The sequence below is a fragment of the Solibacillus sp. FSL W7-1464 genome (genome assembly GCF_038004425.1).
Taxonomy (GTDB): domain Bacteria; phylum Bacillota; class Bacilli; order Bacillales_A; family Planococcaceae; genus Solibacillus.
On the sequence record NZ_JBBORC010000001.1, the window covers coordinates 1309216 to 1335397 of the forward strand.

Annotated in this window: 28 protein-coding genes; all 28 read left to right on the forward strand. The window is 40.6% G+C overall.

Annotated features, from left to right (window positions below; genetic code table 11):
- Positions 1-2: 2 nt before the first annotated feature.
- On the forward strand, positions 3-968 hold the full coding sequence (locus tag MKZ25_RS06265; protein WP_340800732.1) for an asparaginase: 966 nt from the start codon (positions 3-5) through the stop codon (positions 966-968).
- A 128-nt stretch (positions 969-1096) separates the two neighbouring features.
- Positions 1097-1768 (forward strand): glutamic-type intramembrane protease PrsW, encoded by a 672-nt coding sequence (prsW, locus tag MKZ25_RS06270; RefSeq protein WP_340800733.1) that lies wholly within the window; start codon positions 1097-1099, stop codon positions 1766-1768.
- A 357-nt stretch (positions 1769-2125) separates the two neighbouring features.
- Positions 2126-2914: a spore cortex-lytic enzyme gene (gene sleB, locus MKZ25_RS06275; RefSeq protein ID WP_340800734.1), complete on the forward strand. Its 789-nt coding sequence runs from the start codon at positions 2126-2128 to the stop codon at positions 2912-2914.
- A 13-nt stretch (positions 2915-2927) separates the two neighbouring features.
- Positions 2928-4211 carry a PepSY1/2 domain-containing protein gene (locus tag MKZ25_RS06280; protein WP_340800735.1) on the forward strand — a complete coding sequence of 428 codons (1284 nt, stop codon included), beginning with the start codon at positions 2928-2930 and terminating at the stop codon, positions 4209-4211.
- Positions 4212-4327: 116 nt separating this feature from the next.
- On the forward strand, positions 4328-4981 hold the full coding sequence (locus MKZ25_RS06285; RefSeq protein ID WP_340800736.1) for a flagellar brake protein: 654 nt from the start codon (positions 4328-4330) through the stop codon (positions 4979-4981).
- A gap of 261 nt (positions 4982-5242) precedes the next feature.
- A complete protein-coding gene (cmk, locus tag MKZ25_RS06290; RefSeq protein WP_340800737.1) occupies positions 5243-5917 on the forward strand; it encodes a (d)CMP kinase in 675 nt (224 codons plus the stop codon).
- Positions 5918-6032: 115 nt separating this feature from the next.
- On the forward strand, positions 6033-7175 hold the full coding sequence (rpsA, locus tag MKZ25_RS06295) for a 30S ribosomal protein S1 (RefSeq protein ID WP_079525839.1): 1143 nt from the start codon (positions 6033-6035) through the stop codon (positions 7173-7175).
- A gap of 299 nt (positions 7176-7474) precedes the next feature.
- Positions 7475-8785 (forward strand): ribosome biogenesis GTPase Der, encoded by a 1311-nt coding sequence (gene der / locus MKZ25_RS06300; protein WP_340800738.1) that lies wholly within the window; start codon positions 7475-7477, stop codon positions 8783-8785.
- A 115-nt stretch (positions 8786-8900) separates the two neighbouring features.
- On the forward strand, positions 8901-9914 hold the full coding sequence (locus tag MKZ25_RS06305; protein ID WP_340800739.1) for an NAD(P)H-dependent glycerol-3-phosphate dehydrogenase: 1014 nt from the start codon (positions 8901-8903) through the stop codon (positions 9912-9914).
- A gap of 502 nt (positions 9915-10416) precedes the next feature.
- The gene (locus MKZ25_RS06310) at positions 10417-10686 is read left to right on the forward strand and encodes a DUF2768 domain-containing protein (RefSeq protein WP_340800740.1); all 270 of its coding nucleotides are present in this window, start codon (positions 10417-10419) and stop codon (positions 10684-10686) included.
- A 20-nt stretch (positions 10687-10706) separates the two neighbouring features.
- Entirely contained in the window at positions 10707-11420 is a 714-nt protein-coding gene (locus tag MKZ25_RS06315) for a hypothetical protein (protein WP_340800741.1), read from the forward strand.
- 97 nt (positions 11421-11517) lie between these two features.
- On the forward strand, positions 11518-13032 hold the full coding sequence (gene spoIVA / locus MKZ25_RS06320; protein ID WP_340800742.1) for a stage IV sporulation protein A: 1515 nt from the start codon (positions 11518-11520) through the stop codon (positions 13030-13032).
- A gap of 199 nt (positions 13033-13231) precedes the next feature.
- Positions 13232-13504, forward strand: coding sequence for an HU family DNA-binding protein (locus MKZ25_RS06325; RefSeq protein ID WP_004232618.1), 273 nt, complete (start codon positions 13232-13234; stop codon positions 13502-13504).
- Between the two features lie 445 nt (positions 13505-13949).
- Positions 13950-14519, forward strand: coding sequence for a GTP cyclohydrolase I FolE (folE, locus tag MKZ25_RS06330; protein ID WP_340800743.1), 570 nt, complete (start codon positions 13950-13952; stop codon positions 14517-14519).
- Between the two features lie 55 nt (positions 14520-14574).
- Complete coding sequence (mtrB, locus tag MKZ25_RS06335; RefSeq protein ID WP_008404919.1) at positions 14575-14790, forward strand: trp RNA-binding attenuation protein MtrB; 216 nt, start codon at positions 14575-14577, stop codon at positions 14788-14790.
- Positions 14791-14859: 69 nt separating this feature from the next.
- Positions 14860-15600 (forward strand): heptaprenyl diphosphate synthase component 1, encoded by a 741-nt coding sequence (locus tag MKZ25_RS06340; protein ID WP_340800744.1) that lies wholly within the window; start codon positions 14860-14862, stop codon positions 15598-15600.
- A gap of 25 nt (positions 15601-15625) precedes the next feature.
- The gene (locus tag MKZ25_RS06345; RefSeq protein WP_340800745.1) at positions 15626-16327 is read left to right on the forward strand and encodes a demethylmenaquinone methyltransferase; all 702 of its coding nucleotides are present in this window, start codon (positions 15626-15628) and stop codon (positions 16325-16327) included.
- A gap of 22 nt (positions 16328-16349) precedes the next feature.
- Positions 16350-17324: a heptaprenyl diphosphate synthase component II gene (hepT, locus tag MKZ25_RS06350; RefSeq protein ID WP_340800746.1), complete on the forward strand. Its 975-nt coding sequence runs from the start codon at positions 16350-16352 to the stop codon at positions 17322-17324.
- Between the two features lie 440 nt (positions 17325-17764).
- Entirely contained in the window at positions 17765-18184 is a 420-nt protein-coding gene (gene ndk / locus MKZ25_RS06355) for a nucleoside-diphosphate kinase (protein ID WP_008404915.1), read from the forward strand.
- Positions 18185-18348: 164 nt separating this feature from the next.
- Complete coding sequence (locus MKZ25_RS06360; RefSeq protein WP_008404913.1) at positions 18349-18570, forward strand: hypothetical protein; 222 nt, start codon at positions 18349-18351, stop codon at positions 18568-18570.
- A gap of 24 nt (positions 18571-18594) precedes the next feature.
- Positions 18595-18834 (forward strand): hypothetical protein, encoded by a 240-nt coding sequence (locus tag MKZ25_RS06365; RefSeq protein WP_340800747.1) that lies wholly within the window; start codon positions 18595-18597, stop codon positions 18832-18834.
- Between the two features lie 80 nt (positions 18835-18914).
- Positions 18915-19685, forward strand: coding sequence for a CheR family methyltransferase (locus MKZ25_RS06370; RefSeq protein WP_340800748.1), 771 nt, complete (start codon positions 18915-18917; stop codon positions 19683-19685).
- A gap of 265 nt (positions 19686-19950) precedes the next feature.
- A complete protein-coding gene (aroC, locus tag MKZ25_RS06375) occupies positions 19951-21132 on the forward strand; it encodes a chorismate synthase (protein ID WP_340800749.1) in 1182 nt (393 codons plus the stop codon).
- Position 21133: 1 nt separating this feature from the next.
- Positions 21134-22225: a 3-dehydroquinate synthase gene (gene aroB, locus MKZ25_RS06380; protein WP_340800750.1), complete on the forward strand. Its 1092-nt coding sequence runs from the start codon at positions 21134-21136 to the stop codon at positions 22223-22225.
- A complete protein-coding gene (gene aroH, locus MKZ25_RS06385; protein WP_340800751.1) occupies positions 22222-22584 on the forward strand; it encodes a chorismate mutase in 363 nt (120 codons plus the stop codon). The genes aroB and aroH overlap by 4 nt, the downstream gene beginning before the upstream one ends.
- Before the next feature lie 25 nt (positions 22585-22609).
- On the forward strand, positions 22610-23710 hold the full coding sequence (gene hisC, locus MKZ25_RS06390) for a histidinol-phosphate transaminase (protein ID WP_340800752.1): 1101 nt from the start codon (positions 22610-22612) through the stop codon (positions 23708-23710).
- Positions 23707-24804, forward strand: coding sequence for a prephenate dehydrogenase (locus MKZ25_RS06395; RefSeq protein WP_340800753.1), 1098 nt, complete (start codon positions 23707-23709; stop codon positions 24802-24804). Before hisC ends, MKZ25_RS06395 begins: the two co-directional genes overlap by 4 nt.
- 34 nt (positions 24805-24838) lie before the next feature.
- On the forward strand, positions 24839-26125 hold the full coding sequence (aroA, locus tag MKZ25_RS06400) for a 3-phosphoshikimate 1-carboxyvinyltransferase (RefSeq protein ID WP_340800754.1): 1287 nt from the start codon (positions 24839-24841) through the stop codon (positions 26123-26125).
- The last annotated feature ends 57 nt before the right edge of the window (positions 26126-26182 follow it).

Here is a 26182-nt window from a genome sequence, read left to right on the forward strand (position 1 = left end):
ATATGAAGAAAAAAGTAGTGCTTATTACGACAGGTGGAACGATTGCGAGTACACGCAATAAGAAAAATAAGCTCGAGTCCGGTAAACTTGATGGTCAAGCCATTTTATCAATGTGCCAGCTGGAAAATGAGATGGATATTGAACTGATTGATCTCTATCAAATACCATCGATGCATATGACATTCGATAATTTAAATCTACTGAATCAAACGATCAAAAATGTCTTCAACGATCAATCAGTGAGTGGAATTGTCATTACACATGGTACGGATAGCTTAGAGGAGACAGCCTATTTTTTAGAGCTGACAATACACGATGACCGTCCGATAATCGTAACAGGTTCACAAAAATCGCCTGGCGACATTGGTACAGATGTATATTCGAATCTGCGTAATTCTTTATTGGTTGCCTCAAATGAAGAGGCGAAAAATATAGGCGTGTGTGTCGTCTTTAATGAAAAAATCATTCATTCCAGATACGTAAAGAAAATGCATTCTTCAAGTATTAACGGTTTTGGTGCCATTGGCTATGGAATGCTTGGCTTTATCGATAACGATGAAGTAATCATTTACCAGAAGCCGACCCATAAGGAAGTATATGAAATAAAAGAAAGTTATCCTGCTGTCGAGATTGTATTTGCGTATTTAGGCGCAAGTTCCATCATATTGGATGCCCTTTACGAAGCAAATGTCGAGGGTGTGGTACTTGTCGGAGCAGGCCGCGGTCAAGTTGCCCCGAATATGATGGGTGCAATCGAAAAGCTTTGTCAAAGGGGAACGAAAGTCGTATTGACGACATCGACAGAAGAAGGGCGTGTTTTCCCGACTTATGATTATTACAGTAGTGCGAACTACTTGAAAGATAGCGGTGTTATTATGGGAGGGGATTTTGATCCGAAGAAAGCTCGATTGAAGCTCCTGTTGATGATTGCAAACGGCAACACGAATTTTGATACATTTATGCATTAATGCTAAAAACTCGGTGGAAAAATCAGCCGAGTTTTTATATTTTCTAGACAAAAATTGGGTATGCTACACTGTTATGAAAAAAATAGTGCTATACTATTAGGAGTCGAGAATCGAAAGGAGCCGGCATGATGTTTATACTTTTATCAGCAGCGATTGCGCCGGGTTTAGCCCTTTTAAGCTACTTTTATTTACGCAATGAGATGGATACCGAACCACGGCGAACATTATTGCATTCCTTTATATATGGTGGGGTTATTACATTCCCTGTTTTATTCATACAGTTTGTTATAAAAGAAGAACAGACATTTTCGAATCCGTTCTTTATAAATGTAGTATTTACCAGTTCGATAGAAGAATTCGTAAAATGGCTTATTATTCTTGCGGTAATATTACACCACATTGAATTTGATGATCCGTACGACGGTATTTTGTATGGTGCAGCTGTATCGTTAGGTTTTGCGACTGTTGAAAACGTCATCTATCTATTATCTTTCGGAATTGATCAGGCTTTTATGCGTGCATTATTACCGGTTTCGAGCCATGCTCTGTTCGGTGTAGTAATGGGTTACTATTACGGAAAGGGGAAGTTTTCAAGTGATGAAATACAGAAGAAGTATATCGCACTTGCCCTCTGTGCCCCTATAGGACTGCATATTATGTACAATTCGATTTTAATGTTAGAAGAATATTTCATGTATGTAATGTTACCGTTTATGCTATTCTTATGGACGTTTGCATTGCGCAAAGTCAAGCAGGCACACGAACATCTAATTGAACATTTATCCCGCAGCAACGGGTAGTAATTTATTTGCCTCGAAAGCGTAGCGGCAGAGGCAAAACTACCCGTAACAGCCCGATTGGTTCGGGCCAATACGATGTTGGTCACACAAGCGCTGTCACAGGATGTGACGGTTTTAGCTTGTGTTCTTTCGAATCAGCGGGATGAAGAGTCCGCTGATTGAAGTTTCACTTTATCCCGCAGCAATAATTTATAAAAGGTTTGTTACAAATATTTTTGTAGCAAACCTTTTTCTATGTAAAAAACGGATTAGCCAAATGAAAATAAGTGAAGAAAATATTTTCTTCACTCTTAAAAAAGCAGTTTGACAATGTATAAACTTTTCAATTTTCTCCATCCTACTGAAAAAGGAGTGGAAATGTCAGTGAAAAAAATCGTCTTGTTCGTATTCATTATATCAAGTAGTTTTGTAAGTCATACATTTGCATTTTCAGGTCAGGATGTGCAGCGGGGTGCATTTGGTGACGATGTAATCGAGTTACAGGCACGACTTCAATATTTAAGTTTCTATAATGGAAAGATTGACGGGAAATTTGGTTACGGAACATATTGGGCACTTCGAAATTTCCAGGAGCAGTACGGCTTACCGGTGGATGGGATTGCCGGAAGGGCAACAAAGGAAAAGCTGGAGAATAATTCGGATTATGATAAGGCATGGGTTCATAAACAAATCAATGCAGGGAACAGCTTTACGTACTATGGCGGAATCGCGTTGGAAAATCAGGTGAAAAAAGGGGGGAATGGCGGAAAAAGTGCAAACGATACGACCTCCATGCAGCTTCCGCCAGGCTACACCGATCAGGACCTGCAAATTTTAGCGAATGCAGTATACGGGGAAGCACGAGGCGAGCCGTATGAAGGACAAGTTGCTGTTGCCGCTGTAATCCTGAATCGCCTGGAATCTCCGGAATTTCCGGATACAATTTCGGAAATTATTTTCCAGCCATTAGCTTTCACGGCTGTTGCAGACGGTCAGATTTGGCTTACTCCGAATGAACGTGCAAAACAGGCCGTATTGGATGCGATCAACGGTTGGGACCCATCCGAGAATGCTTTGTATTATTTTAATCCTGTTACAGCGACGAGTAATTGGATTTGGTCAAGACCTCAAATCAAACAAATTGGTGAGCATATTTTCTGCTTATAGGCGGGGGTAAAACATGAAAAAATTTGCATATTTATTAGGTTTATTTGTCGTCATATTAGCCTTTGTTTCCTTTGATCTATTTACACAAAATAAGGATTTGGAGCGAGCTGTTTATGCAACGCAATCAAGAGATTTATCGGCAGCTACTGAAAAATTATCGACATTGCATACAACAGTGGAGCAATCTCTACTTTTTCAGGATGAAAATGCATTAAATAATGAATTGGACTCCATCTGGCGGCTGAGCAGTGATTTAAGAAAAACTGTCGCGAATTTGCCGATCCAGGCAGAAGTACAAAATGAATGGATGCGTTATTTAGGGAAAATCGGTGATAATGCAAAACAGGCGGCTGCAACAGGAGACTACGAAAGTTGGCGCAAGAAAATGGGAACAGTAGCTTCCAATTTACATGCATTCGCCGAGGAATGGAATATTGCGACAGTTGCATTTTATGAAAATGATGGCAATTTAAAAAAATGGTCCAATAATCATACGACCGATTTAAAAGAGTCGCCATTCATGAATGCATCGAAACAACTGAAAACATATAATGAAACGGATTTTCCATTAACGGCCAGTGAATCGGATTATGAAAAAAAACGCGAGTTACAGCATCTAAAAGATAAAAAAATTACGAAAAACGAAGCCATTCAAAAATTCAAAAAATTTTTCCCGAAAATCGATGATGCCATTGTAACGGTCACAAAAAGCAGTGATGATGCACCATACCCGTTCTATCACATACAATTTATCCGCGGTTCCAAAATCGGGTATGCCGACATAACAGAAAATGGCGGTCATCTTCTTTCGTTCCTGCTTGAACGTCCGGTCAAAAAGGAGCCACGTTCACATGAAGAAATCTTAAATACAGCAAAAAGTTTTATGAACAAAGTGGGATACACGGATGTGAAGCTTTCCGAATCACGAGAAAACCACGAAGCGTGGCATCTCGTATTTACGAGAGTGTACGGAGAGGATGAGGCTTTAATTTACCCGGATAGTATTCAAGTGAAAATCGCTAAGGATAACGCGGAGATTTTGGGTGTCAACGCAATGGAATATATTCAGGAAGAAAAAATTAAAGAGCAAAGCGAAGTACCGATTGATTGGGATAACTTTTTTGCCGATCATGTAGGTGTTGAACAAGTGCAAAAAATTTATACTGGCAATGGCAATCTGGAACTTCGTAAATGTTATGAGGTTATTGCAAGGCTCGACAATAAGACACAGGATACGTACCGTGTTGTCATCGATACGGAAACACATGAAGTAATTAAAAATGAAAAAGTATTTTAGTGCCATGTATCAGGTGCAAGGGTGTATGGTTCAGCAAAATTAATTGTAAAAATATAGCTATATTTACATTCCCATGAGATAATAAAGTATCAATAATTTCTTATGGGGAGAGGCAAATGGAACTGAAAATTGGAACACAACTGACGCTGGAGCCAACCTATACGGAAAGGGTCGAAAAATTTAAATGTCGTGTTGTCGATAGACAGGACAATATAATTTTTATCGATTATCCAATTAATACGGCAACAAAAAAAATCGCATTTTTAGTTGATGGTGCACAATTTCGTGCAACATTCATTACTGAAAAAAAAGAAAGTTACAGCTTTAATACGGAAGTTTTAGGACGTAAAAGCGGCAATGTTCAAATGATACTGCTTGCATGTCCACCGGCTGAAGAGTTTATTAAAATCCAGCGACGTGAATACGTTCGGGTGGAAACACCAGTAGATATTGCCGTAGAACATGATGGACAGAAATTACAGTTTGCGGCCGAAGACATTAGTGCCGGGGGGACATTGATTCATATTAAATCACCGGTCAATTTTACTGAAGGTGATATAGTAAAGGCTTTTGTCGTACTGCCGTTTGTTAATGGCGAAATACGCTATGTCGAAACAGATGCGAGAGTCGTGAACATGTTCGAACGTAATGAAATGAAGTTGGCATCACTGAATTTCACGGATACAGATGATTATGATAAGCAGCAGATTGTCCGTTTCTGCTTCGAACGGCAAGTAATGATCCGTAAAAAAGAAATGAATGAATTATAAGCTAGATTGGCTAGAACTTAGATTTATAAAATGCTTATATAAACACGGATATTTTTCACACAGCAAAAAAATGCCATTTTTCCTTGGAGAAAAATGGCATTTTGCATTATGTTTCTGCCTGTTTTAAATAATGGAAACAAAGTTCACGGAAGAAAGTCAGCATTGTTGCAGGCAGCAGTTTTTTCAAAAAAATATAGCGTAAAGAAGGTAAAAAATTTTTCGGTTATGATACAATAGCAAACGGAAAGTAGGGAGTTAATTATGATGAAAAAAATTCAAATTGCAATTGATGGTCCTGCAGGTGCGGGGAAAAGTACCATTGCAAAAATTGTAGCCGAAGCACTTCGATTTACATATATCGACACAGGTGCAATGTATCGGGCAGTGACGTATAAAGCGATGAAAGAAAACATACAATTACATGACGCAGGAGCGATTGAAAAAATGCTGCAGCAAACGGCGATAACATTAAAACCGTCGGAGCAGGGACAACTCGTTTTTGTTGATGGACAAGATGTGTCACAGGCGATCCGTTCAAATGAAGTTACCGCAAATGTTTCAGAAGTTGCTGCACATGCCAATATACGTGAAATTCTTGTAGCAATGCAGCAAAAGCTGGCTGCTGACGGTGGAGTTGTCATGGATGGCCGTGATATTGCAACGCATGTTTTAAAAGATGCTGAGCTTAAAATCTACATGTCAGCTACAGTGGAAGAACGTGCACACCGACGCTTCCTGGATAATGAACGCCGCGGTATTCCTTCAACAATCGAATCATTACAGAAGGAAATTGCATTGCGGGACAAGCTGGATAGTGAACGTGAAGCTTCCCCACTTATCCAGGCGGAAGATGCTTTATTTTTAGATACGACGCATTTATCAATTGATGAGGCGGCACAGGAAATTTTGAAATTAGCGCAGCAAAAAATGCAGTAAACGCTATTGAAAAATGAAGCTAACGTACGAAATTTCTGAAAATAAAGGGTTATTTTTTGTCTTTGTAGAACTTATCGAATAAAATAAAAGTGGAATACGCGAAGGAGGGCTACATATGTCTGAGGAAATGAATTTAGGGTCAAACCAAAAATTTCAAGAAGGAGATATTGTGAAAGGTGTTGCTGAACAGGTTGAAGAGAAGTCAGTAACGGTTTCGATCGAGGGGGCACCTTTCGACGGGATTATACCTATTAGCGAACTTTCAAGCTTACACATTGAAAAAGCTTCTGATATAGTTTCAGTTGGCGATCAGCTAGAGCTTATGATTACGAAAGTTGAAGAAGAGAATTTTGTATTATCAAAACGCAAGGTGGATGCACTGCATGCGTGGGATGAATTAAAAGCAAAATTCGAATCTGGTGAAGTATTCGAAGCAGAAGTGAAAGATGTTGTGAAAGGCGGACTTGTCGTCGATTTAGGCGTGCGCGGTTTCGTTCCGGCTTCACTCGTTGAAGATTATTTTGTCGAAGATTTTGAGGATTACAAAGGCAAAACTTTACGTTTAAAAATTACAGAGTTAGATAAAGAAAAAGGCCGACTCATTTTATCTCATCGTGCAGTACTGGATGAAGAAAAAGCGTCGAAAAAGCAACAAGTGATTCAAAACATCCACCAGGGTGACATGCTGGAAGGTACGGTTCAGCGGTTGGCGAAATTCGGTGCGTTCATTGATTTGGGCGGCATCGATGGATTAGTCCACATTTCGCAAGTAGCGCATGAACATGTTGAAGATATTTCTACGGTATTACAGGAAGGACAATCTGTTACTGTAAAAGTACTGTCAGTGGATATTCCGAATGAGCGTGTTTCATTATCGATCAAAGATACGTTGCCTGGTCCGTGGACAGACATTGAAGAGAAGGCTTCTAAAGGCGCAATTTTAACAGGGACAGTAAAACGTCTTGTTACATTCGGCGCATTTGTAGAGGTGTTCCCTGGAGTAGAAGGACTTGTCCATATTTCTCAAATTTCCCACAAGCATATTACGACACCGCATGAAGTCTTAAAAGACGGCCAAGAGGTGGAAGTAAAAGTACTTGAGGTAAATGAAGCGGAAAAACGCCTTGCACTGAGCATTAAAGCATTGCAGGAAGATTCGGCAAGCGACGAAGATTTCGATTACGAGCTGCCTGAAGAAAATAAAGGCTTCTCATTCAGCGATGTCATCGGTGATCAGCTAAAAGGATTTAAAAAATAATACTATGAAAACCGCCCATGTAATGATAGCTTATATGGGCGGTTTTTTTTGGAGTAGATCGGACGGATTTAGTCAAATTTGGTTGGGATTTAGTCAATAATCGGGGGTTTTTAGTCAGCGCCGAGTTAAATTTAGCCAATCATGACATGAATTTAGCCAAACAGCGACTATTCACCAGCACAGGCGAAAAACCTTGCCGATAAAAAACGAAATCGATTTTGAATGTTGCGAAAAAATGATATAATAGTCAAATTCGTGTATAATACGGAAAGACAAGAGTTTGGAAGGATGAAGTACAGATGACAAAACCAGTAATCGCCATCGTAGGACGTCCGAACGTAGGTAAATCGACAATTTTTAACCGAATTGTTGGAGAGCGTGTATCGATCGTGGAAGATATTCCAGGTGTAACACGTGACCGTATTTATAGTTCGGCTGATTGGCTAGCACATGAATTTAATATTATCGACACTGGTGGTATTGAAATTGGGGACGAGCCGTTTTTAGAGCAGATTCGTCAACAGGCTGAAATTGCAATTGATGAGGCGGACGTTATTATTTTCATGACAAATGGACGTGAAGGTGTTACAGCTGCAGATGAGCAAGTAGCAAGAATTTTATATAAAACAAAAAAACCGGTTGTCTTGGCAATCAACAAAATCGACAACCCGGATATGCGTCATATGATTTATGACTTCTATTCATTAGGTTTCGGCGAGCCTTGGCCAATTTCAGGTTCGCACGGTTTAGGTTTAGGGGATTTATTGGACGAATGTGCCAAACACTTCCCGCAGCCGGATGAAGAACAATACGATGAGGATACAATTAAATTCTCACTGATCGGGCGTCCGAATGTCGGAAAATCTTCACTCGTTAATGCCTTTTTAGGTCAGGATCGTGTTATTGTAAGTGAAATTCAAGGGACAACGCGTGATGCAATTGACTCTCCGTACTCATATGATGGACAAGATTATGTCATCATTGATACAGCAGGTATGCGTAAAAAAGGGAAAGTCTATGAATCAACAGAAAAATACTCAGTTCTACGTGCACTGCGCGCTATCGAGCGTTCAGACGTTGTTTTAGTCGTTCTGAATGCGGATGAAGGCATTCAGGAGCAGGATAAGAAAATCGCCGGCTATGCACATGAAGCTGGTAAAGCGGTTATTATTGTTGTAAACAAATGGGATGCGATCGAAAAAGACGAGAAAACGATGAATATCTTTACAGAGCAAATTCGTGAACATTTCCTGTTTTTAGATTATGCACCGATCATTTTCGTTTCGGCGAAAACGAAACAGCGTGTCCTCAATATTTTACCGATTATTAAGCGTGTTAGTGAAAACCATGCGATGCGTATCCAATCATCAATTCTAAACGAAGTAATTGAAGATTCAATCGCACGTAATCCGGCACCGACAGATAAAGGTAAACGTTTACGTATTTACTATGCGACACAAGTGGCGATTAAACCGCCGACATTCGTTGTATTCGTAAATGAACCGGAAATGATGCACTTCTCATACGAGCGCTTTTTAGAAAACCGTATTCGAGAAACTTTCGACTTTGAAGGAACTCCAATACGCCTAATTACACGTGCTCGTGACTAAAATCAATAAAAAAGGGCGCTAGTTTATGCAAATGAACTAGCGTTTTTGTTCATAATAGGGTTTGACTTGAAGGATAAATTTTCAACAGACTTTAAGTGGAATTGGGGGTTTTTTAATGGAAAATGTAGTAGTTTTAGGAGCAGGTTCCTGGGGAACGGCACTGGCCATTGTTTTAGCGGAAAACGGTCATAATACGTTGATTTGGTCGCATCGCGAAGATCAGGCAACTGAAATTAATGAACAGCACACAAATAGAAAATATTTGCCGAATACGATTTTACCAAGTAATTTAAAGGCGACTTCAAATTTAGAAGAGGCTGCAAAACACGGTTCTACTATCGTTATGGCAGTACCGACTAAAGGAATACGGGAAGTCTGCGGCAAAATCTCGGCGTATTTAACTGAAAAAGCATTATTTGTTCATGTTTCGAAAGGGATTGAGCCGGATACATTAATGCGTATTTCAGAGCTGATGAAGGAAAGCCTTGATGAAAATGCGGTAAGTGACATCGTAGTTTTATCCGGTCCATCACACGCGGAGGAAGTTGTTTTAAAACATCCGACAACAGTAACGGCTGCATGTGAAAACTTAGAAGCTGCAGAAAAAGTGCAGGATTTATTTATGAATCAGTATTTGCGTGTCTACACGAATGATGATGTAATTGGCGTTGAAATAGGCGGGGCACTGAAAAACGTCATTGCACTGGCTGCTGGAATGACGGATGGTCTGGACTTTGGTGATAACGCAAAGGCTGCTTTAATAACACGCGGTCTCGCTGAAATTACGCGTCTCGGTGTAAAAATGGGGGGAAACCCATTTACATTTGCCGGACTGACAGGGATGGGCGATTTGATCGTGACATGTACGAGTGTCCATTCCCGAAACTGGCGCGCAGGCAATATGCTCGGCAAAGGAATGAAGCTTGAACAAGTATTGGATGAGATGGGGATGGTTGTAGAAGGAGTACGTACAACAAAGGCTACATACCAGCTCTCAAAAAAATACGATGTCTCAATGCCGATCACATCAGCGCTGTATGATGTGTTGTTTAATAATCTGGAACCGAGAGCATTGGTCGAATCATTAATGCTGCGCACGAAAAAGAGCGAAATTGATGAGATGAGCTGAACAAGCAGCGGATGACGTATCTACAGCAAGAGCACGTATTCATTTTCAATCAATGTGGATCATCATCCATATTTTGAGGTTGCTTTTAATATAACGTTCTGCCCTCGTAAATAAGCTTGAAGCAATAAAACATCCACGAATTTATATAAGAATTGCTACCATAGGAAAAACAGCTCCACCTTGGTTGAAAAGATAGTAGTGGCGTTGAGTACAGGCGGCACACTCCTGCGGGGGCAGCATGCGCGGAAAATCCAATGACCGGTGCCGCCGTCTAGGTACCGGTAATATAGTTGGAGCAATAACCGCGGAAAGCGTCCGCCGAAATGGAGCAGAGCGGCTCAAAAGAAAAATTTTTTGTCGTCCTCCATTTTTGGTGAAGAGCCATTAATTTAATATTTTGTCACAAATAAGGAGGGATACTTGTATGCCTCCTGTTTTTTTTACCTTGAAAAGGCTATAATTATTACCGGTATCAACAATAAATGGAAAGGCGGTTTTAATAGTGCAACATACTCTGCAGCTCATGAATCCACTATCAAATTTACTCTTAAATTCTGCACGTGGCCCATTAGCGAGCATGCATGCGTTAGATGTTATGTGGGTTTCTTTTTATTCGATCGGTTTACTGTTAGTATCAATTCTTATTATTACGGCAGTCCGCAAGTGGATACATAATATGGTTTTGTCATTTTTATTGAAATTAGTTGCCTACGTCATGTTTTTTATCGGCACATTGCTAATGGTTCTTGTCGTGCTTACATGGCCGAACTAATATAGGGGGAAATACATATCATGAAATTATCAAAATGGTTTGTTCTTTTATCGATGGTCATTTTATTGTCTGGGTGCGGCTCAACGACAAATTTTGACCAGTCCAGTTTAAGGCCGGATGTCGATATGCTTGCGGGTGTACAGCGTGCGGTCAATGAATATCGTGAAGATACAGGGGTCCTTCCGATTAAAACGCGCGACCAGGATACAGACATCTTCATTAAATACTTAATAGATTTTGAAAAACTGATTCCGAAATATATTGGATCCCCGCCGGCAAATTCCTATGAGAAGGGCGGCATTTTTCAGTACATTATTTGGGATCCGGAAGAAAATCCAACTGTAAAGCTCGTTGATCTGCGCACTCCGGAACGTATTCGTGAAATTAATATCCGCTTCAAAGGAACAACCTATCCGCAATTTAAAGATAAAGTAGTGGAGCACGTTTATACAGTTAATTTTAAGAATATTGGCTATAAAGAAGATATAACTGTACAAAGTCCCTATTCAAACAATCAATTACCGATTGTCGTGTCTGCTGAAGGGGATCTGTATGTCGATTATTCAATCGATTTATATACTTATATGAAAGACAACAATATTACAGCGGAACCGGGTGACGATATTCGTGAAATTCTTGTGGAAAACTTCCCGGTCGTTCCTGCTTACTCATTGCCGTATACGGTAGATGAAAACAATGAGCCTGTCATTATGTATGATCCGACTGAAAAATAAACAGTAAAAGGTGTGTAAAAAGTTAAATCTTTCTGCACGCCTTTTTCATATTTAAAAATGTCAGTACATATAGTGTTTTGATAATGAATACTTCTAATTGGAGAAGATTACGGTATATAAAGGAGGCAATACAATTAGCGAGCATATTTTTCAGCAATTGGCAGAACGTACGAATGGTGATCTTTATATCGGCGTTGTAGGACCTGTTAGGGTAGGGAAATCGACGTTTGTTAAAAAGGTAATGGAAGGCGTGATTTTACCTAATATCGAAAATGCCGAGGACCGCATGCGGGCGATGGATGAACTACCACAAAGTTCACCTGGACCTACAATTATGACGGCTGAACCAAAGTTTGTCCCAGCACAGGGAACTACGGTTGCCTTTGGGGAAAGTGCAATACCGTTTCGCGTAAGATTGGTAGATTGTGTTGGCTATGTGATTGATGGCGCAAAAGGCTATGAGGATGAGTCAGGACCGAAGTTTGTGCAAACACCTTGGCATAATGAAGCGATAGCGTTTCAGGAGGCTGCTAAAATCGGTACCGACAAAGTAATTCGGGACCATGCCAATATCGGAATTGTTGTGACAACTGACGGAACGGTAAATGGCATGTCGCGAGCGGCGGTGGAAAAAGCCGAACAGCAAATTATTGAGCAACTTACAGAGATCGGAAAACCTTTTGTCATTGTGCTGAATAGTACAACACCGCATTCAGCCGAAACCTTGCAATTACAGAATACCCTGGCACAAAAATATGATGTTCCTGTTATTCCGACGGCCATTCAACATATGCAGTTGAGCGATGTAATGCTCATTTTGCAAGAAGCGTTATTTGAGTTTAATGTAAATGAAATTCAAGTGGAAAAACCGGATTGGTTGGATGTTTTGGATGATACTCATCATTTAAATGAAACATTGGCATTTGCGACGGCGCAATTACAGGATGATGCAATGAAAATCCGTGATGTGGAAGCAGCAAGTCAACTGCTTCGTGAAATCGATTTTGTAGAAAGTTGCACCGTTGAAAATATTGATGCTGGACAGGGGATTGCAACATTACGTGTCAACATTCACAACGATTACTATAAGGAAACGTGTACCGAATTTCTCGAAAAACCGGTCGATACAAAGAAAGAATGGCTCCTATTTATTAAGGAAGCTTCAGAGGCAAAAGCGGCACAGAGAAGATTCCGCGATGCGATTGAACAGGCGAAGGAACACGGTTATGGTGTCACATTGCCTGCGATGGATGAATTTGATCCGAGCGAGCCGGAACTGATTGAACAAAACAATTTCTATGGGGTCCGCATGAAGGCGAAAGCTCCTTCTTATCATATTATTAGAATTGATATGGAAGCGGAATTCTCACCATTGATCGGATCTGAATTCCATAGTCAGCATCTGCTGAAAGATTTGCAGCATGCCTATGAATTTGATCGCCAGGCATTATGGCAAACGCAACTGTTCGGGACTCCGCTTCATGAAGTGCTGACGGAAAGTATTCGTTTCAAAATGAAAAGTGTTCCGACACATGCGAAAAACAGAATGCGTCTAATGCTCGAAAGATTGATAAATGAAGGTGAAAGAGGTTTAATTACATTTATTATCTAACATAATAACTGAATATGAAATACGAGAGATTACAGGGCTGTTCACTTTTATAGGTGAATTGTCCTGTAATTTTAGTTTTTTTTCGAAAAATGATGAAATATATATAAAACATGGAGGAATTCAGTTGCGTCGCGGTTTTCTGTATGTTAATCTTTTTACAGGATTTAGATTCATGACCCTTTGAGAGGAGGTGAATGGTGTGAATAAAACAGAATTAGTAAACTCTGTTGCTGAAGCTGCAGGTCTTTCTAAAAAAGACGCTTCTAAAGCAGTTGAAGCTGTATTTGATACAATTCAAGATGCTCTTGCAAAGGGTGACAAAGTACAATTAATCGGTTTTGGTAACTTTGAAGTTCGTGAGCGCGCAGCACGTAAAGGTCGTAACCCGCAAACGGGTAAAGAAATCGAAATTGCTGCTTCTAAAGTACCTGCTTTCAAGCCAGGTAAAGCACTTAAGGACGCTGTAAAATAATTCAGTTTCTCGAGGTACATAGAGCAGCTCTCAGTCTAACTGGGAGCTGCTCTTTTTTACGTCCAGGCTCAAGTGCCAGCTTCTCGCACCATTAGGACCCTCTTCCAAAACCAGTGAAGCGTTTACTTTTACGTCGGGACCTCCTAGTCTAGCGGCTCACATGAAGTGAGTCATGGGGGTTTGCCACAAGGTAGTGGCGTTTTGCCCACTCTGAGATGAACGCGCGCTTCAGCCCATCTGTTCATTTCAGTTGTTTTTAACCAACTATGCTAAAAATAGTAGAACTGTTTTGAACTTATGAGCTTAATGTGCTACGATTCAAGAGTGTATTTAACCTTTTTCGTATAGGGATTATCAAGCAGTGAAAAATTCAAATAGAATAAAAATTGATTTCATATAGATTTATACATAATAAACGTTTTGGTTTGTAGGAGGAATTTGTTTCATGTCAAATGTCGATTTAAAAAAGATAGAAGAAGCAGTAAAGATGATTTTGGAAGCAGTGGGGGAAGATGTGGCGCGTGAAGGATTACTGGATACACCAAAACGTGTTTCAAAAATGTATGCGGAAATGTTCAGCGGCTTACAAGAAGATCCGCGTGATTATTTCAGCACTGTATTCCATGAAGATCATGAAGAACTTGTATTAGTGAAGGATATTCCATTTTATTCAATGTGCGAACATCATTTAGTTCCGTTTTATGGAACAGCCCATATTGCCTACATTCCGAAAGACGGAAAAGTTGCAGGTTTAAGTAAACTTGGACGCTGCCTGGAATCGGTAGCACGCCGCCCTCAACTTCAGGAACGTATTACATCAACTGTAGCGGATACAATTATGGAAATGCTAAATCCAAAAGGTGTATATGTTGTCGTGGAAGCGGAACATATGTGCATGACGATGCGCGGATTAAAAAAACCGGGCTCTAAAACGGTTACAGCTGTAGCACGGGGAATTTATGAACAGGACGATGTAAAACGCAATGAAGTGAATACATTCATCCAAATGAAATAATAATAACAAATATGGTATTATAGACAAAGAAATTAACACGTGGGGAGATTGTATAATGGGACAATCAGAATATATTATTATCGAAGCAGAAGAAGATGGTGTACATGTTATTGGTTTAACGCGCGGGACAGATACAAAATTCCACCATTCAGAAAAGCTGGATGCCGGAGAAGTCATGATTGCCCAGTTTACTGAACATACATCAGCCATGAAAATTCGAGGGAAAGCTAAAATTCACTCTGCACATGGTACGGTTCAAAGTAAAAAGTAGCATATCGTAATTCTCAGACAAATATAGGATTGTACTTATGCTTTATAACATTGAAATGGAGTAATTTCTATGAATGCAACATCTATTACACAATCGGTTCAGACACTAAAATCTAATATTCTTCAGCATGTTCATCATAGAGCATTACTTCAAAATGTTGGACAACCGACTTTACAGGAAGAACAACTGTTTTTCATTCAGCTTCCGTTTTTAAACGGTGCTCTTATGGACGATGGACATAAGGTAAGTGCGGTCACTGTCGGGATTGTACATGCTTCACTTACAGAGCACGAAATGGTGAAGGAAGTGGAAGCAACGAGTAAAGAACAGCAGCTGCTTGTCCTTTCAGGTGATTATTATAGTGGCCGATATTATCAGTTACTTGCACAAACTGGGAATATTTACTTAATCCAAAAGTTATCGGAAGGAATCGTAAATCGCTGCGAGCATCAAATACGTGTTTACGAGGCGCAAAAACGGTCACTTGAACAGTGGATTGAAAGTTTGATGATAATTGAAAGCGAATTAATCGCCAAATATTATGATGTATACGGTTTCACATTCTATACAGAACTGATGCAGCAAACATTAACATATATTCGTTTGAAAAAAGAGCTGGATTTATTGAAAAAAGGGCAGCCTTGTTTTTTATCTAAGGCGTTTTCAGCGGATTTGACTCTGATGGACTCTATTGTTGAGGCTTTCCAAGATCATTTACATGACATGGAGCGACAATTGAGGGATAACTTGTCGAATATCGATATAAAAGATGAATTAAAACATTCCATTGAGCAATACATCACTTTTTAGTGAGTTTAGAAAGGTCTTGAAAAAAATGGCGAAATCGAAAGAACAACATGTTCATGAAGTGTTTGAAAACATTTCAGAGAGCTACGATAAAATGAACTCGGTCATTAGCTTCCAAATGCATGTTGGATGGCGTGAAGATACGATGAAACGTATGGCAGTAAAAAAAGGGTCGAAATGCCTTGACGTTTGCTGCGGAACAGCTGATTGGACGATCGCTTTATCAAAAGCAGTCGGTGAAGAAGGGGAAGTAAAAGGGCTGGATTTCAGTGAAAATATGCTGAAAGTCGGCAAGCAGAAAACAGAGAGCATCCCGAATATCGAACTGATTCACGGAAATGCAATGGAACTACCATTTGAAGATAATACATTTGATTACGTAACAATTGGCTTTGGCCTGCGGAATGTACCGGATTATATGCAAGTATTGCGTGAAATGAATCGGGTCGTTAAGCCAGGCGGAATGGTTGTATGTCTGGAAACGTCTCAATCTGAAATTCCGGTTTATCGTCAACTTTTCCGTTTTTACTTTAATCATATTATGCCGCTGTTCGGAAAGATTTTTGCGAAAAGCTATAAGGAATATTCATGGCTGCAAAAGTCCGCGAATGATTTTCCTGGCATGAAAAAATTAGCGCAAATGTTCCGTGAAGCCGGATATGAAAATGTCACATATAAACCATATAGCGGTGGGGCAGCAGCTATGCACATGGGTTTTAAGAAGAAATAAAAGTGGGAGTAGGTTTTGACGCGTGGAAAAGATGAAAATCAAAATGCTATATGCCGATATTAAATCAGATATAGAAGTCATCGAAAACGAATTGGAACAAGCGTTGAATTCATCTTCACACTTATTGAATGATGCCTCTATCCATTTACTGCAAGCTGGTGGAAAACGTATTCGACCAGTATTTACGTTACTAAGTGCCAAGTTTGGTGACTATAATATTGACCGAATGAAAAACATTGCCGTCCCCCTTGAATTAATTCATATGGGTTCATTGGTACACGATGATGTAATTGATAATTCCGATATGCGCCGAGGCCGGGAGACGGTGAAAGCACAATGGAACAACCGTGTGGCGATGTATACAGGTAATTTTATATTTGCACGTGCATTACAATATGTAACAAGCATTGAAAACCCAAGAGCCCATCAAATATTAGCCAAAACAATGGTTGAGCTGGTAAATGGTGAAGTCATTCAAATTGAGGATAAGTTTCGTTTAGATCAAAGTTTGAAAGATTATTTCCGACGTATTAAACGTAAAACTGCTTTATTGATTGAATCAAGTTGTGAACTTGGTGCGGTCGTAAGTGGTGCCGATGAACAAACAGCAAGGCATTTAAAGCGCTACGGTTATTTTGTGGGAATGAGCTTTCAGATAGTAGATGATATATTAGATTTTACAGCGACAGACAAACAGCTCGGGAAACCGGCTGGCAGTGATTTAATGAACGGGAATGTCACATTGCCGATATTGCTGATGAAAGATGATCCGCAGCTTGCCCCTTATTTAAAGAAAGTGGCATCGGCAGGATTAACGGAAGAAGAGCGCCAGAGTATGCTGGCGCTTGTTCGTAATTCGGAAGCAATTAAAGAAGCAACCCATATTAGTAATTTGTATTTAAAAAAGGCTTTAAAAGAGGTCGAGGCACTGCCGAAGCACCCAATGAAGAAAAAGTTGCGTGATATTGCGCTGTTCATGGGGAAGAGAAAATCCTAAAATAATCTAGCCAAATGATAGAATGATCATAAGTTATGGATGACAAAATTTAATGTCAAGGCAAGTTGATTGGAATGGAGGGGAGGCGAGTGTTCGTGCTGACGGTTTCACCTTTCGCACTGTTAAAACACTAGCTGACGGCTAGCGCCTTTCGCTAAAAGATTTTCTCTGTGACGAAAGCGTAAGCGACAGGAGCACTGACGCCTGAGACTGGGAACAAAAGCTAAGAACGCCACGTCCTGTGGCAATGCTTTTTGTGACCAACTTCGTGTTGGCCTCACGCCCGCGGAAAGCGTCCGACCCGCAATGGAAATCAACTCTATGTTATGAGACGTGCCAATTTATGGGCAAATCTAATATTTGTTGCAGTATGAGTAGGAATTTGGTAATATTTATCGGTAGGTGTAAAACCTTTTACTCAAATTTAAGGAGTGTTTATAATGGCAATCGAAAAAACATTTTTAATGGTTAAACCAGATGGCGTAGAACGTCAAGTAATCGGAGATATCGTTGATCGTTTTGAGCGTCGCGGTTTCGTAATGCGCGGAGCAAAATTAATGGTACCAACTCGTGATTTAGCTGAAAAACACTATGCAGAGCACGCTGAGCGTCCTTTCTTCGGTGAACTAGTAGACTTCATCACTTCAGGCCCAGTATTCGGTATGGTTTGGGAAGGCGAAAACGTTATCCAATTATCTCGTATCATGATGGGTGCTACAAAGCCGGAAGAATCAGCTCCTGGTACAATCCGCGGTGACTACGCTGTAACTTTATCACACAACGTAATCCACGGTTCTGACTCTTTAGCTTCTGCTGAGCGTGAAATCGGTTTATGGTTCCCAGAAGGAATCGCAGAATAATTAAATTTACAGAAAAGCTATCACTTTTAAAGTGATAGCTTTTTTTATATGGAACAGGAAAAGCATGGACGATTAATGGTATAATAAATCGGAATAATGAAACTATTTTTGGAATACATACGTATAAAAAGTATCGATTGAATTTAGTAGAAAGGGTGACATCCATGTTCTGGGCAATGATTACAATAATCGCTGTAGTAGGGATTTTAACGGATACGTATACGAAAAATAAAAATATCGAACTAAAACGCCTTGATAAAGAAATCAAGCTGGAAAAACTGAGACTTGAAACTTACGATAAAGAAACAGCGAAGATGCAGCTTGAATTGGAACAGACAAAGCAATTACTGCTGGAAACACAATTAACGGATCGGTCAGACAAGTAAAATAATAATAATAAGAGGAGCGTAATGAAGCGTATGGAAGATATTATTATTTTGTGCATTATTTTTGGTACAGGGGCTGGTATTGCATTAACGGCTATACTGACCGCACATAAACGATCGAGTATGAAGCTGCAAATCAGAATGCTGGAAAAAGAAGCTGAACTTGAACAGATACGTCTGCAAAGCTACCATTCCGAAACGGAAAAGATGAAGCTTGAACTTGAGCAATCGAAACAACTTTTGCTGGAAAGACACAATGATTAACGTTTATGGACAAAAGGTGTTTCGGGTTCTGAAATTTTCAGCTATAATAGGCATACGTTAGATGAGGGGAAAGATGAGTAATGTCAGATTATGTACAATTTATTGATGGCATTAAGCGCAAAACGGGCATTGATCTAGCCTTATATAAAGAAGCGCAAATGAAACGTCGGTTAACATCATTATATGAAAAAAAAGGGTATCGGAATTTTGTTGATTTTTATAATGCATTGGAGAAAGACCGCGAACTGATGAATGAATTTTTGGATCGCATGACGATTAACGTTTCCGAGTTTTACCGGAACGGAAAACGTTGGGAAATATTACAAAACAAAATCTTCCCTTTACTGCTGCAATCAAACAAGCGCCTTAAAATATGGAGTGCGGCTTGTTCAACCGGAGAAGAGCCATACAGCTTGGCAATGGTGCTGTCCCATCATTTACCTTTATCTCAAGTGAATATACTGGCAACGGATTTGGATGAAAATGTTATCCAAAAAGCGAAGTTGGGACTTTATCCGGAACGGTCTCTTGCAGAAGTGCCGAAACCTGTCCAGTCAAAATACTTCGTTCAGGAAGGTCCGTTTTACAAAGTGAAAGATGAGATTAAGCGAACGGTTAATTTTAAAAAACATAATTTACTAAGGGATCCTTATGAATCCAATCTTGATCTAATTGTTTGCCGGAATGTCATGATCTATTTTACCGAAGAAGCGAAAGATCAGATCTATGCAAACTTCAGTAAAGCATTGCGTCCGGGCGGCATTTTGTTTGTAGGGTCAACAGAGCAGATATTCAATCCTGCTAAATATGATTTTGAAGTCGAAGATACATTTTTTTACCGTAAAAAATAATAGGACAAACATAGATGCTCTGTCGAACGTAGAAGCTTAAAGTGAGATATACTTTTAAAAGCTATATATGAATGCGCTTTTCGGATAATAGAGCGAAAAGCGTATTTTTGTTTCTTTTTGCTGAAAAATGTGCCGTTTTTTAGTTGGAACGTTCAGAATATTCTAAACTGTATTATTTAATGGCGGAATCGGTACTGTTATTTAATTTGAAATATGTTATAGTGAAAAATACATACTTTAGCGAGTTGAAGGGAGAAAGTGTTTAATGCGTTATTTAACAGCAGGTGAGTCACATGGACCACAATTAACAACAATTATCGAGGGGTTGCCTTCTTTACTTCCAGTAACAGCAGAAAAAATTAATTATGATTTAAAACGTCGTCAAGGTGGTCATGGCCGAGGTCGTCGTATGCAAATTGAGACAGATACAGTGGAGATTGTATCAGGGGTCCGCCACGGAAAAACATTAGGCTCACCAATAGCATTAGTCGTAACAAATGATGACTGGAAACATTGGACAAAAATTATGGGTGCAGCCGAGTTGCCGGAAGATATCGATCCATCTGAAATTAAACGTCAGATCTCACGTCCACGTCCAGGCCATGCTGACTTGGTCGGAGGGATGAAGTACGGTCATCGTGACTTGCGTAACGTACTGGAGCGTTCAAGTGCACGTGAAACGACAGTGCGTGTGGCAGTTGGCTCTGTTGCAAAAGCATTGCTAAACGAGCTTGGGATTTCGATTGTTTCCCATGTTACGGAAATTGTAGGTATTAAAGCCGACAGCAGTTTGCTGGAAGGTAAAACAGCAGATGAAATCCGTGCAATCATTGAGAACGATCCATGTTACTGTATCGATCCTGAAGCTTCAGCAAAAATGGTTACTGCTATTGATGAAGCAAAGCAAGCCGGGGATTCAATCGGCGGTGTCGTAGAAGTCATCGTAGAAGGTCTACCTGCCGGAATCGGATCTTACGTGCATTACGACCGTAAACTGGATGCAAAACTGGCATCAGCTATGCTGAGCATCAATGCATTTAAAGGCGTTGAGTTTGGTATCGGTTTTGAAATGGCTCGTAAAAAAGGGTCTGAAGTTCATGATGAAATTTTATGGGATGAAGAAAAGGGCTATACGCGCGCAACAAATCGTCTAGGTGGTTTGGAAGGCGGTATGACGACGGGAATGCCGATTGTCGTTCGCGGCGTAATGAAGCCAATTCCAACATTATATAAGCCATTGCAAAGTGTTGACATTGAAACAAAGGAGCCGTTTAAAGCAAGCGTGGAACGTTCTGACAGCTGTGCAGTACCTGCAGCTTCCATCGTTGCCGAACATGTTATTGCCTGGGAAATCGCCAATGCAATTGTCGAGCAGTTCCATAGTGACCAATTACCACAATTAAAGGCGCAGTTAGATGAAATGCGTCTGTACACGAAGGAGTATTAATATGGAGATTCCGGTTCGTACTCCTTCACACTCGTATACTGTAACGATTGGAAAAGGCATATTACGTGAAGCTTTAACAGCACAGCATGACTTGTTTTCCAAAGCGGATAAAATCATCGTATTGACGGATGAAAATGTTTGGACAGCCCAGCAAAGCTATTTTGAAGCGAATTTCCCATATACATTCGAAGCACATGTCATGCCCGCAGGAGAAACATGTAAAAGCTTTGAAAATTACAATGACGTGCAAACCTATTTACTTAAGCAAAAATGTACGAGAAAATCACTCATTATCGCATTTGGCGGTGGAGCAGTCGGTGATTTGGCCGGCTTTGTTGCCGCTACTTATATGCGGGGAATTCCGTTTATCCAAGTGCCGACAACGATTTTGGCACATGATTCTGCTGTTGGCGGAAAGACGGCCATCAATCATGAATTAGGAAAAAATATGATCGGTGCTTTTTACCAGCCGGAAGCTGTAGTTTTTGATACAACATTTTTACATAGCCTATCTGAAAAAGAAGTGCGCTCCGGGATGGCAGAAGTAATTAAACATGCTTTAATTTCCGATGCGCTATGGGTGGAAGAGCTGCTCGAAGGAGATCATGTTACGGAGCTTCCGGAAGAACTCTTGGCGAATTATTTGGCGCATGGCATCCAAGTGAAGGCAACTATTGTCGAGCAGGATGAAACCGAACAGTCCGTCAGAAAGTACCTTAACTTAGGCCATACATACGGGCATGCGATTGAAGCTGCTGCAGGATATGGACGTGTAGCACATGGAGAAGCTGTCATGATGGGTCTTATTTTTACACTTTTATTAAGTGAGAAATTCGGAAAAGTAAATCATCAATTTACAAAGCGCTTTTTACATTTTGCAATGGAAAATGGCTATCCTTTCGAAGCGGTTCAGGAATTTACCTTTGAGCAGCTGACTGAATATTTACTGAAAGATAAAAAAGCCGACTACGGCCAATTGCAGTTCGTGCTGCTAGAAACGATCGGTCAGCCATTTGTCCAAAAAGTTGAACTTGAACAATGCAGAGAAATTGATCGTCAACTAAGAGCATTATTAGCGGAGGTGCAGCAATGATTCGTGGAATTCGCGGCGCAATTACGATTATTGAAGATAAAGCCGAGTATGTTTGGGGAGAAACGGCAAGACTTGTGAAAGAAGTTGCGAAACAAAATAAGATTGAACCGGAAGATATTGCCTCTGTGACAATTTCTACAACACCGGATATTCATTCCGCCTTTCCTGCCAAGTCGGTACGGACGATGCCGGGATGGCAGTATGTACCGATTATGTGTATGCATGAAATGGATGTGCCGGGTGCATTGCCGTTATGTATCCGTGTATTATTACATGTGAATACGGATACACCACAGCACGAAATCCAACATGTATATTTGGAAGATGCGGTAAAGTTAAGACCAGATTTAGTGAAATAATTGCGAGTTAGAGGAGACGTTGAGGATGAAGTGGAAACAACAGTTATTTGGAATGAAAGCTTACCAACCGGGAAAACCAATTGAAGAAGTTAAGAAGCTTTTCGGATTAGATGAAGTCGTGAAGCTTGCTTCAAATGAAAATCCCTTTGGCAGCTCACCAAAAGTAAAACAATTTTTACAAAAAGATGAATCCAATCATGCAATCTATCCGGACGGTTATGCTCAAAGTTTACGAACATCATTGGCGAATTTCTATGGCGTTGCTGAAAATGAACTCATTTTAGGGAACGGTTCGGATGACTTGATCGCAATCATTACCCGTGCACTATTATATCCGGGTGTGAATACAGTCATGGCGGATCTGTCATTTTCTCAATACTGGCATAATGCGGAAATCGAAGGAGCAGAAGTGCGTAAAGTACCATTGAAAAATGGTGTGCACGATTTAGAGGCAATGGTGGAGGCTATTGATGAAAATACATCGGTTGTTTGGGTATGTAATCCGAACAATCCGACGGGTACAATCGTATCGGACGAAACATTGAGTACCTTCCTGGCAAAAGTGCCTAAGGATGTTTTTGTAGTATTGGATGAAGCATATGTGGAATACATTAACGATGCCTCTTATAAAGATACATTGCATTATTTCCGAGACTACCCGAACTTGATTTTACTGCGCACATTCTCGAAAGCGTATGGACTGGCTTCTTTCCGTGTCGGTTACGGAATTGCCCAAGCGGATGTTATTGCGAAGCTTGACCCGGTCCGTGCACCGTTCAACAATACAATCTTGAGTCAGCAAGTTGCGCAAGTCGCGCTACAGGACCAGGAATACATCGCCAGCTGCCGTGAAGCAAATGAAATCGGCAAAAAACAGTTTGTAGAATTTTGCGAGCAGCACGGTTTAAATTATTTCCCGTCACAGACGAACTTTGTCATGTTTGAAGTGAAAGCTCCGAGCAATGTCGTATTTGAAGAAATGATGAAGCGCGGATTTATTATCCGAAGCGGTGCAGCACTAGGATTGGAAGGCTATATTCGGGTGACGATCGGTACAGAAGCTCAAAATGCGAGATTTTTACAATTACTTGGAGAAGTCTTAAATGAGCAGGGAGTACTTGCATGACACGAAATGTCTTCGTAATCGGACTGGGGTTAATTGGTGGATCTGTGGCGATGGCTTTGCAGAAGGCACCACATACAAAAGTATTCGGCTATGATGCTCATGAACAGACGCGACAATTGGCGGACACATTACAAGTCGTCCATGAAGTTGTTAAAAATCCTGCAGAGTTTGCAAAAGAGGCGGACGTAATTATATTTGGCACTCCGGTAAATATAACACTCGATTTTATGGACAAGTTAAAATCTTGGGAATTAAAACGCAATGTCATTATTACGGATACAGGCAGTACGAAGGCGAAAATAATGGAAAAAGCATTAGAGCTGAGGCAAATGGGCATTACATTTATCGGAGGGCACCCAATGGCGGGTTCCCATAAAAGCGGTATTACTGCAGCAAAACCGTATCTACTGGAAAATGCCTATTATATGCTGACACCTCTTGAAGGAGAAGAACTTGAAAAGCTGGCGGCACTGGACGACCTGCTGAAATTTACGCTCGGGAAAATGGTCGTTGTCGATGCAAAGGTACATGATCATATGACGGCTGTTGTCAGCCATTTTCCTCACATAATTGCGGCATCTTTAGTACACCAGTTAAATAGTGAAAAGCAGACTTATCCAATGACCTCTTCGTTAGCTGCCGGCGGTTTCCGTGATATTACACGTATCGCCTCCTCAAACCCTGCTTTATGGCGTGATATTACAATGCAAAACAAGCAGGAACTAGTCGGACAGCTTGATAAATGGCTCACAGAAATGCAGCGGGTACGCAATCTGTTGGCTGAGGGTGATGCGAAAGCAATCGAAAACTACTTCAGTGAAGCGCGTGATGTCCGGGACCGTTTGCCTGTTGCAAACGGTGCTCTGTATATGCCGTATGATCTGTATGTCGATATCCCGGATTATCCTGGGGTTATTTCAGAAGTGACAGGTTTATTGGCAGAAAATAATATAAGTATTACTAATATACGTATCGTTGAAACACGGGTCGATGTATTCGGGATTCTGGTCATTAGTTTCCAGACAAACGAAGACCGGGAACGTGCAGCGCAGTGCATTGAACACAAGGCAAAGTACGATACATATATTTCATAAAAGCATAAAAGAATTTCTTAAGGGGGGTTCATAGATGAGTACTACATTGCAATACAGTCAACCGTCATTACAGGGAGATATTACAGTACCGGGTGACAAATCGGTTTCGCATCGCTCGGTTATGTTCGGCTCGATTGCAAAAGGAAAAACGACGGTCAGCGGCTTCTTATTAGGAGAAGACTGTCTCCGTACAATTGACTGTTTCCAAAAGCTTGGGGTAGACATTGAAGTTAACGGGACTGATGTAACGATAAACAGTTCGGGAATCGATGGTTGGACAGAACCGAAAGAAGTGCTTTACACAGGAAATTCCGGTACGACAACGCGTTTAATGCTCGGGCTATTATCCGGCACGAAACTACATACAATTATGACAGGTGACGAATCGATTGGTAAGCGTCCGATGCGTCGTGTAGCAGATCCTTTACGTTTAATGGGTGCACAAATAGCAGGGCGAGACAATGGACAATATACGCCACTCGCAATTCAGGGTGGACCGTTAAAAGCGATCGACTACAAAATGCCTGTTGCAAGTGCCCAAGTGAAATCCGCTATTTTACTTGCCGGTATACGTGCGGAAGGTACAACGGTTGTGCGTGAGGAAGAGATTTCACGTGATCATACAGAACGTATGCTGCGACAGTTCGGGGCAACGGTAACAGTTGAAGATGGTGTCGTGTCATTGCAGGGCGGCCAAACACTGACAGGAACACATGTAAATGTACCGGGAGATATTTCCTCTGCTGCATTTTTCCTTGTTGCTGGTGCTATTGCGAAAAACAGTAAAATTGTTCTGAAAAACGTAGGTATTAATGAGACACGTGACGGCATTTTGGAAGTGCTTCAACAGATGGGTGCGAAAATGTCTGTTGCAATCGATGACAAGCATGCGGCAGAGCCAACTGCTACAATCACGATTGAAACATCCAATCTAGAAGGAACGACAGTGGGAGGCGCTATTATTCCTCGCCTAATCGATGAAATACCGGTTATTGCGCTGCTTGCGACACAAGCAGCCGGTAAAACAATCATTAAAGATGCGGAAGAACTTAAAGTGAAAGAAACAAACCGTATTGATGCGGTTGTCAATGAGTTAAAGAAGCTGGGCGCAAATATTGAAGCAACAGAAGATGGTATGGTAATCGAAGGTCCGACACCTTTACATGGTGGAAGTTTAAAAACATATGGTGATCACCGTATTGGGATGATGGGCGCAATCGCTGCCCTGATTGCGGACGGGGAAGTGGAATTGGATGATGCGGACTGTATCGCTGTTTCCTACCCGACATTTTTTGAACATCTGAATAGTTTATCGAAATAAAAGGAAAGCGGCAAAATTGTCGCTTTCCTTTTATTTTTTCTCGTTTAAAAAGAAATT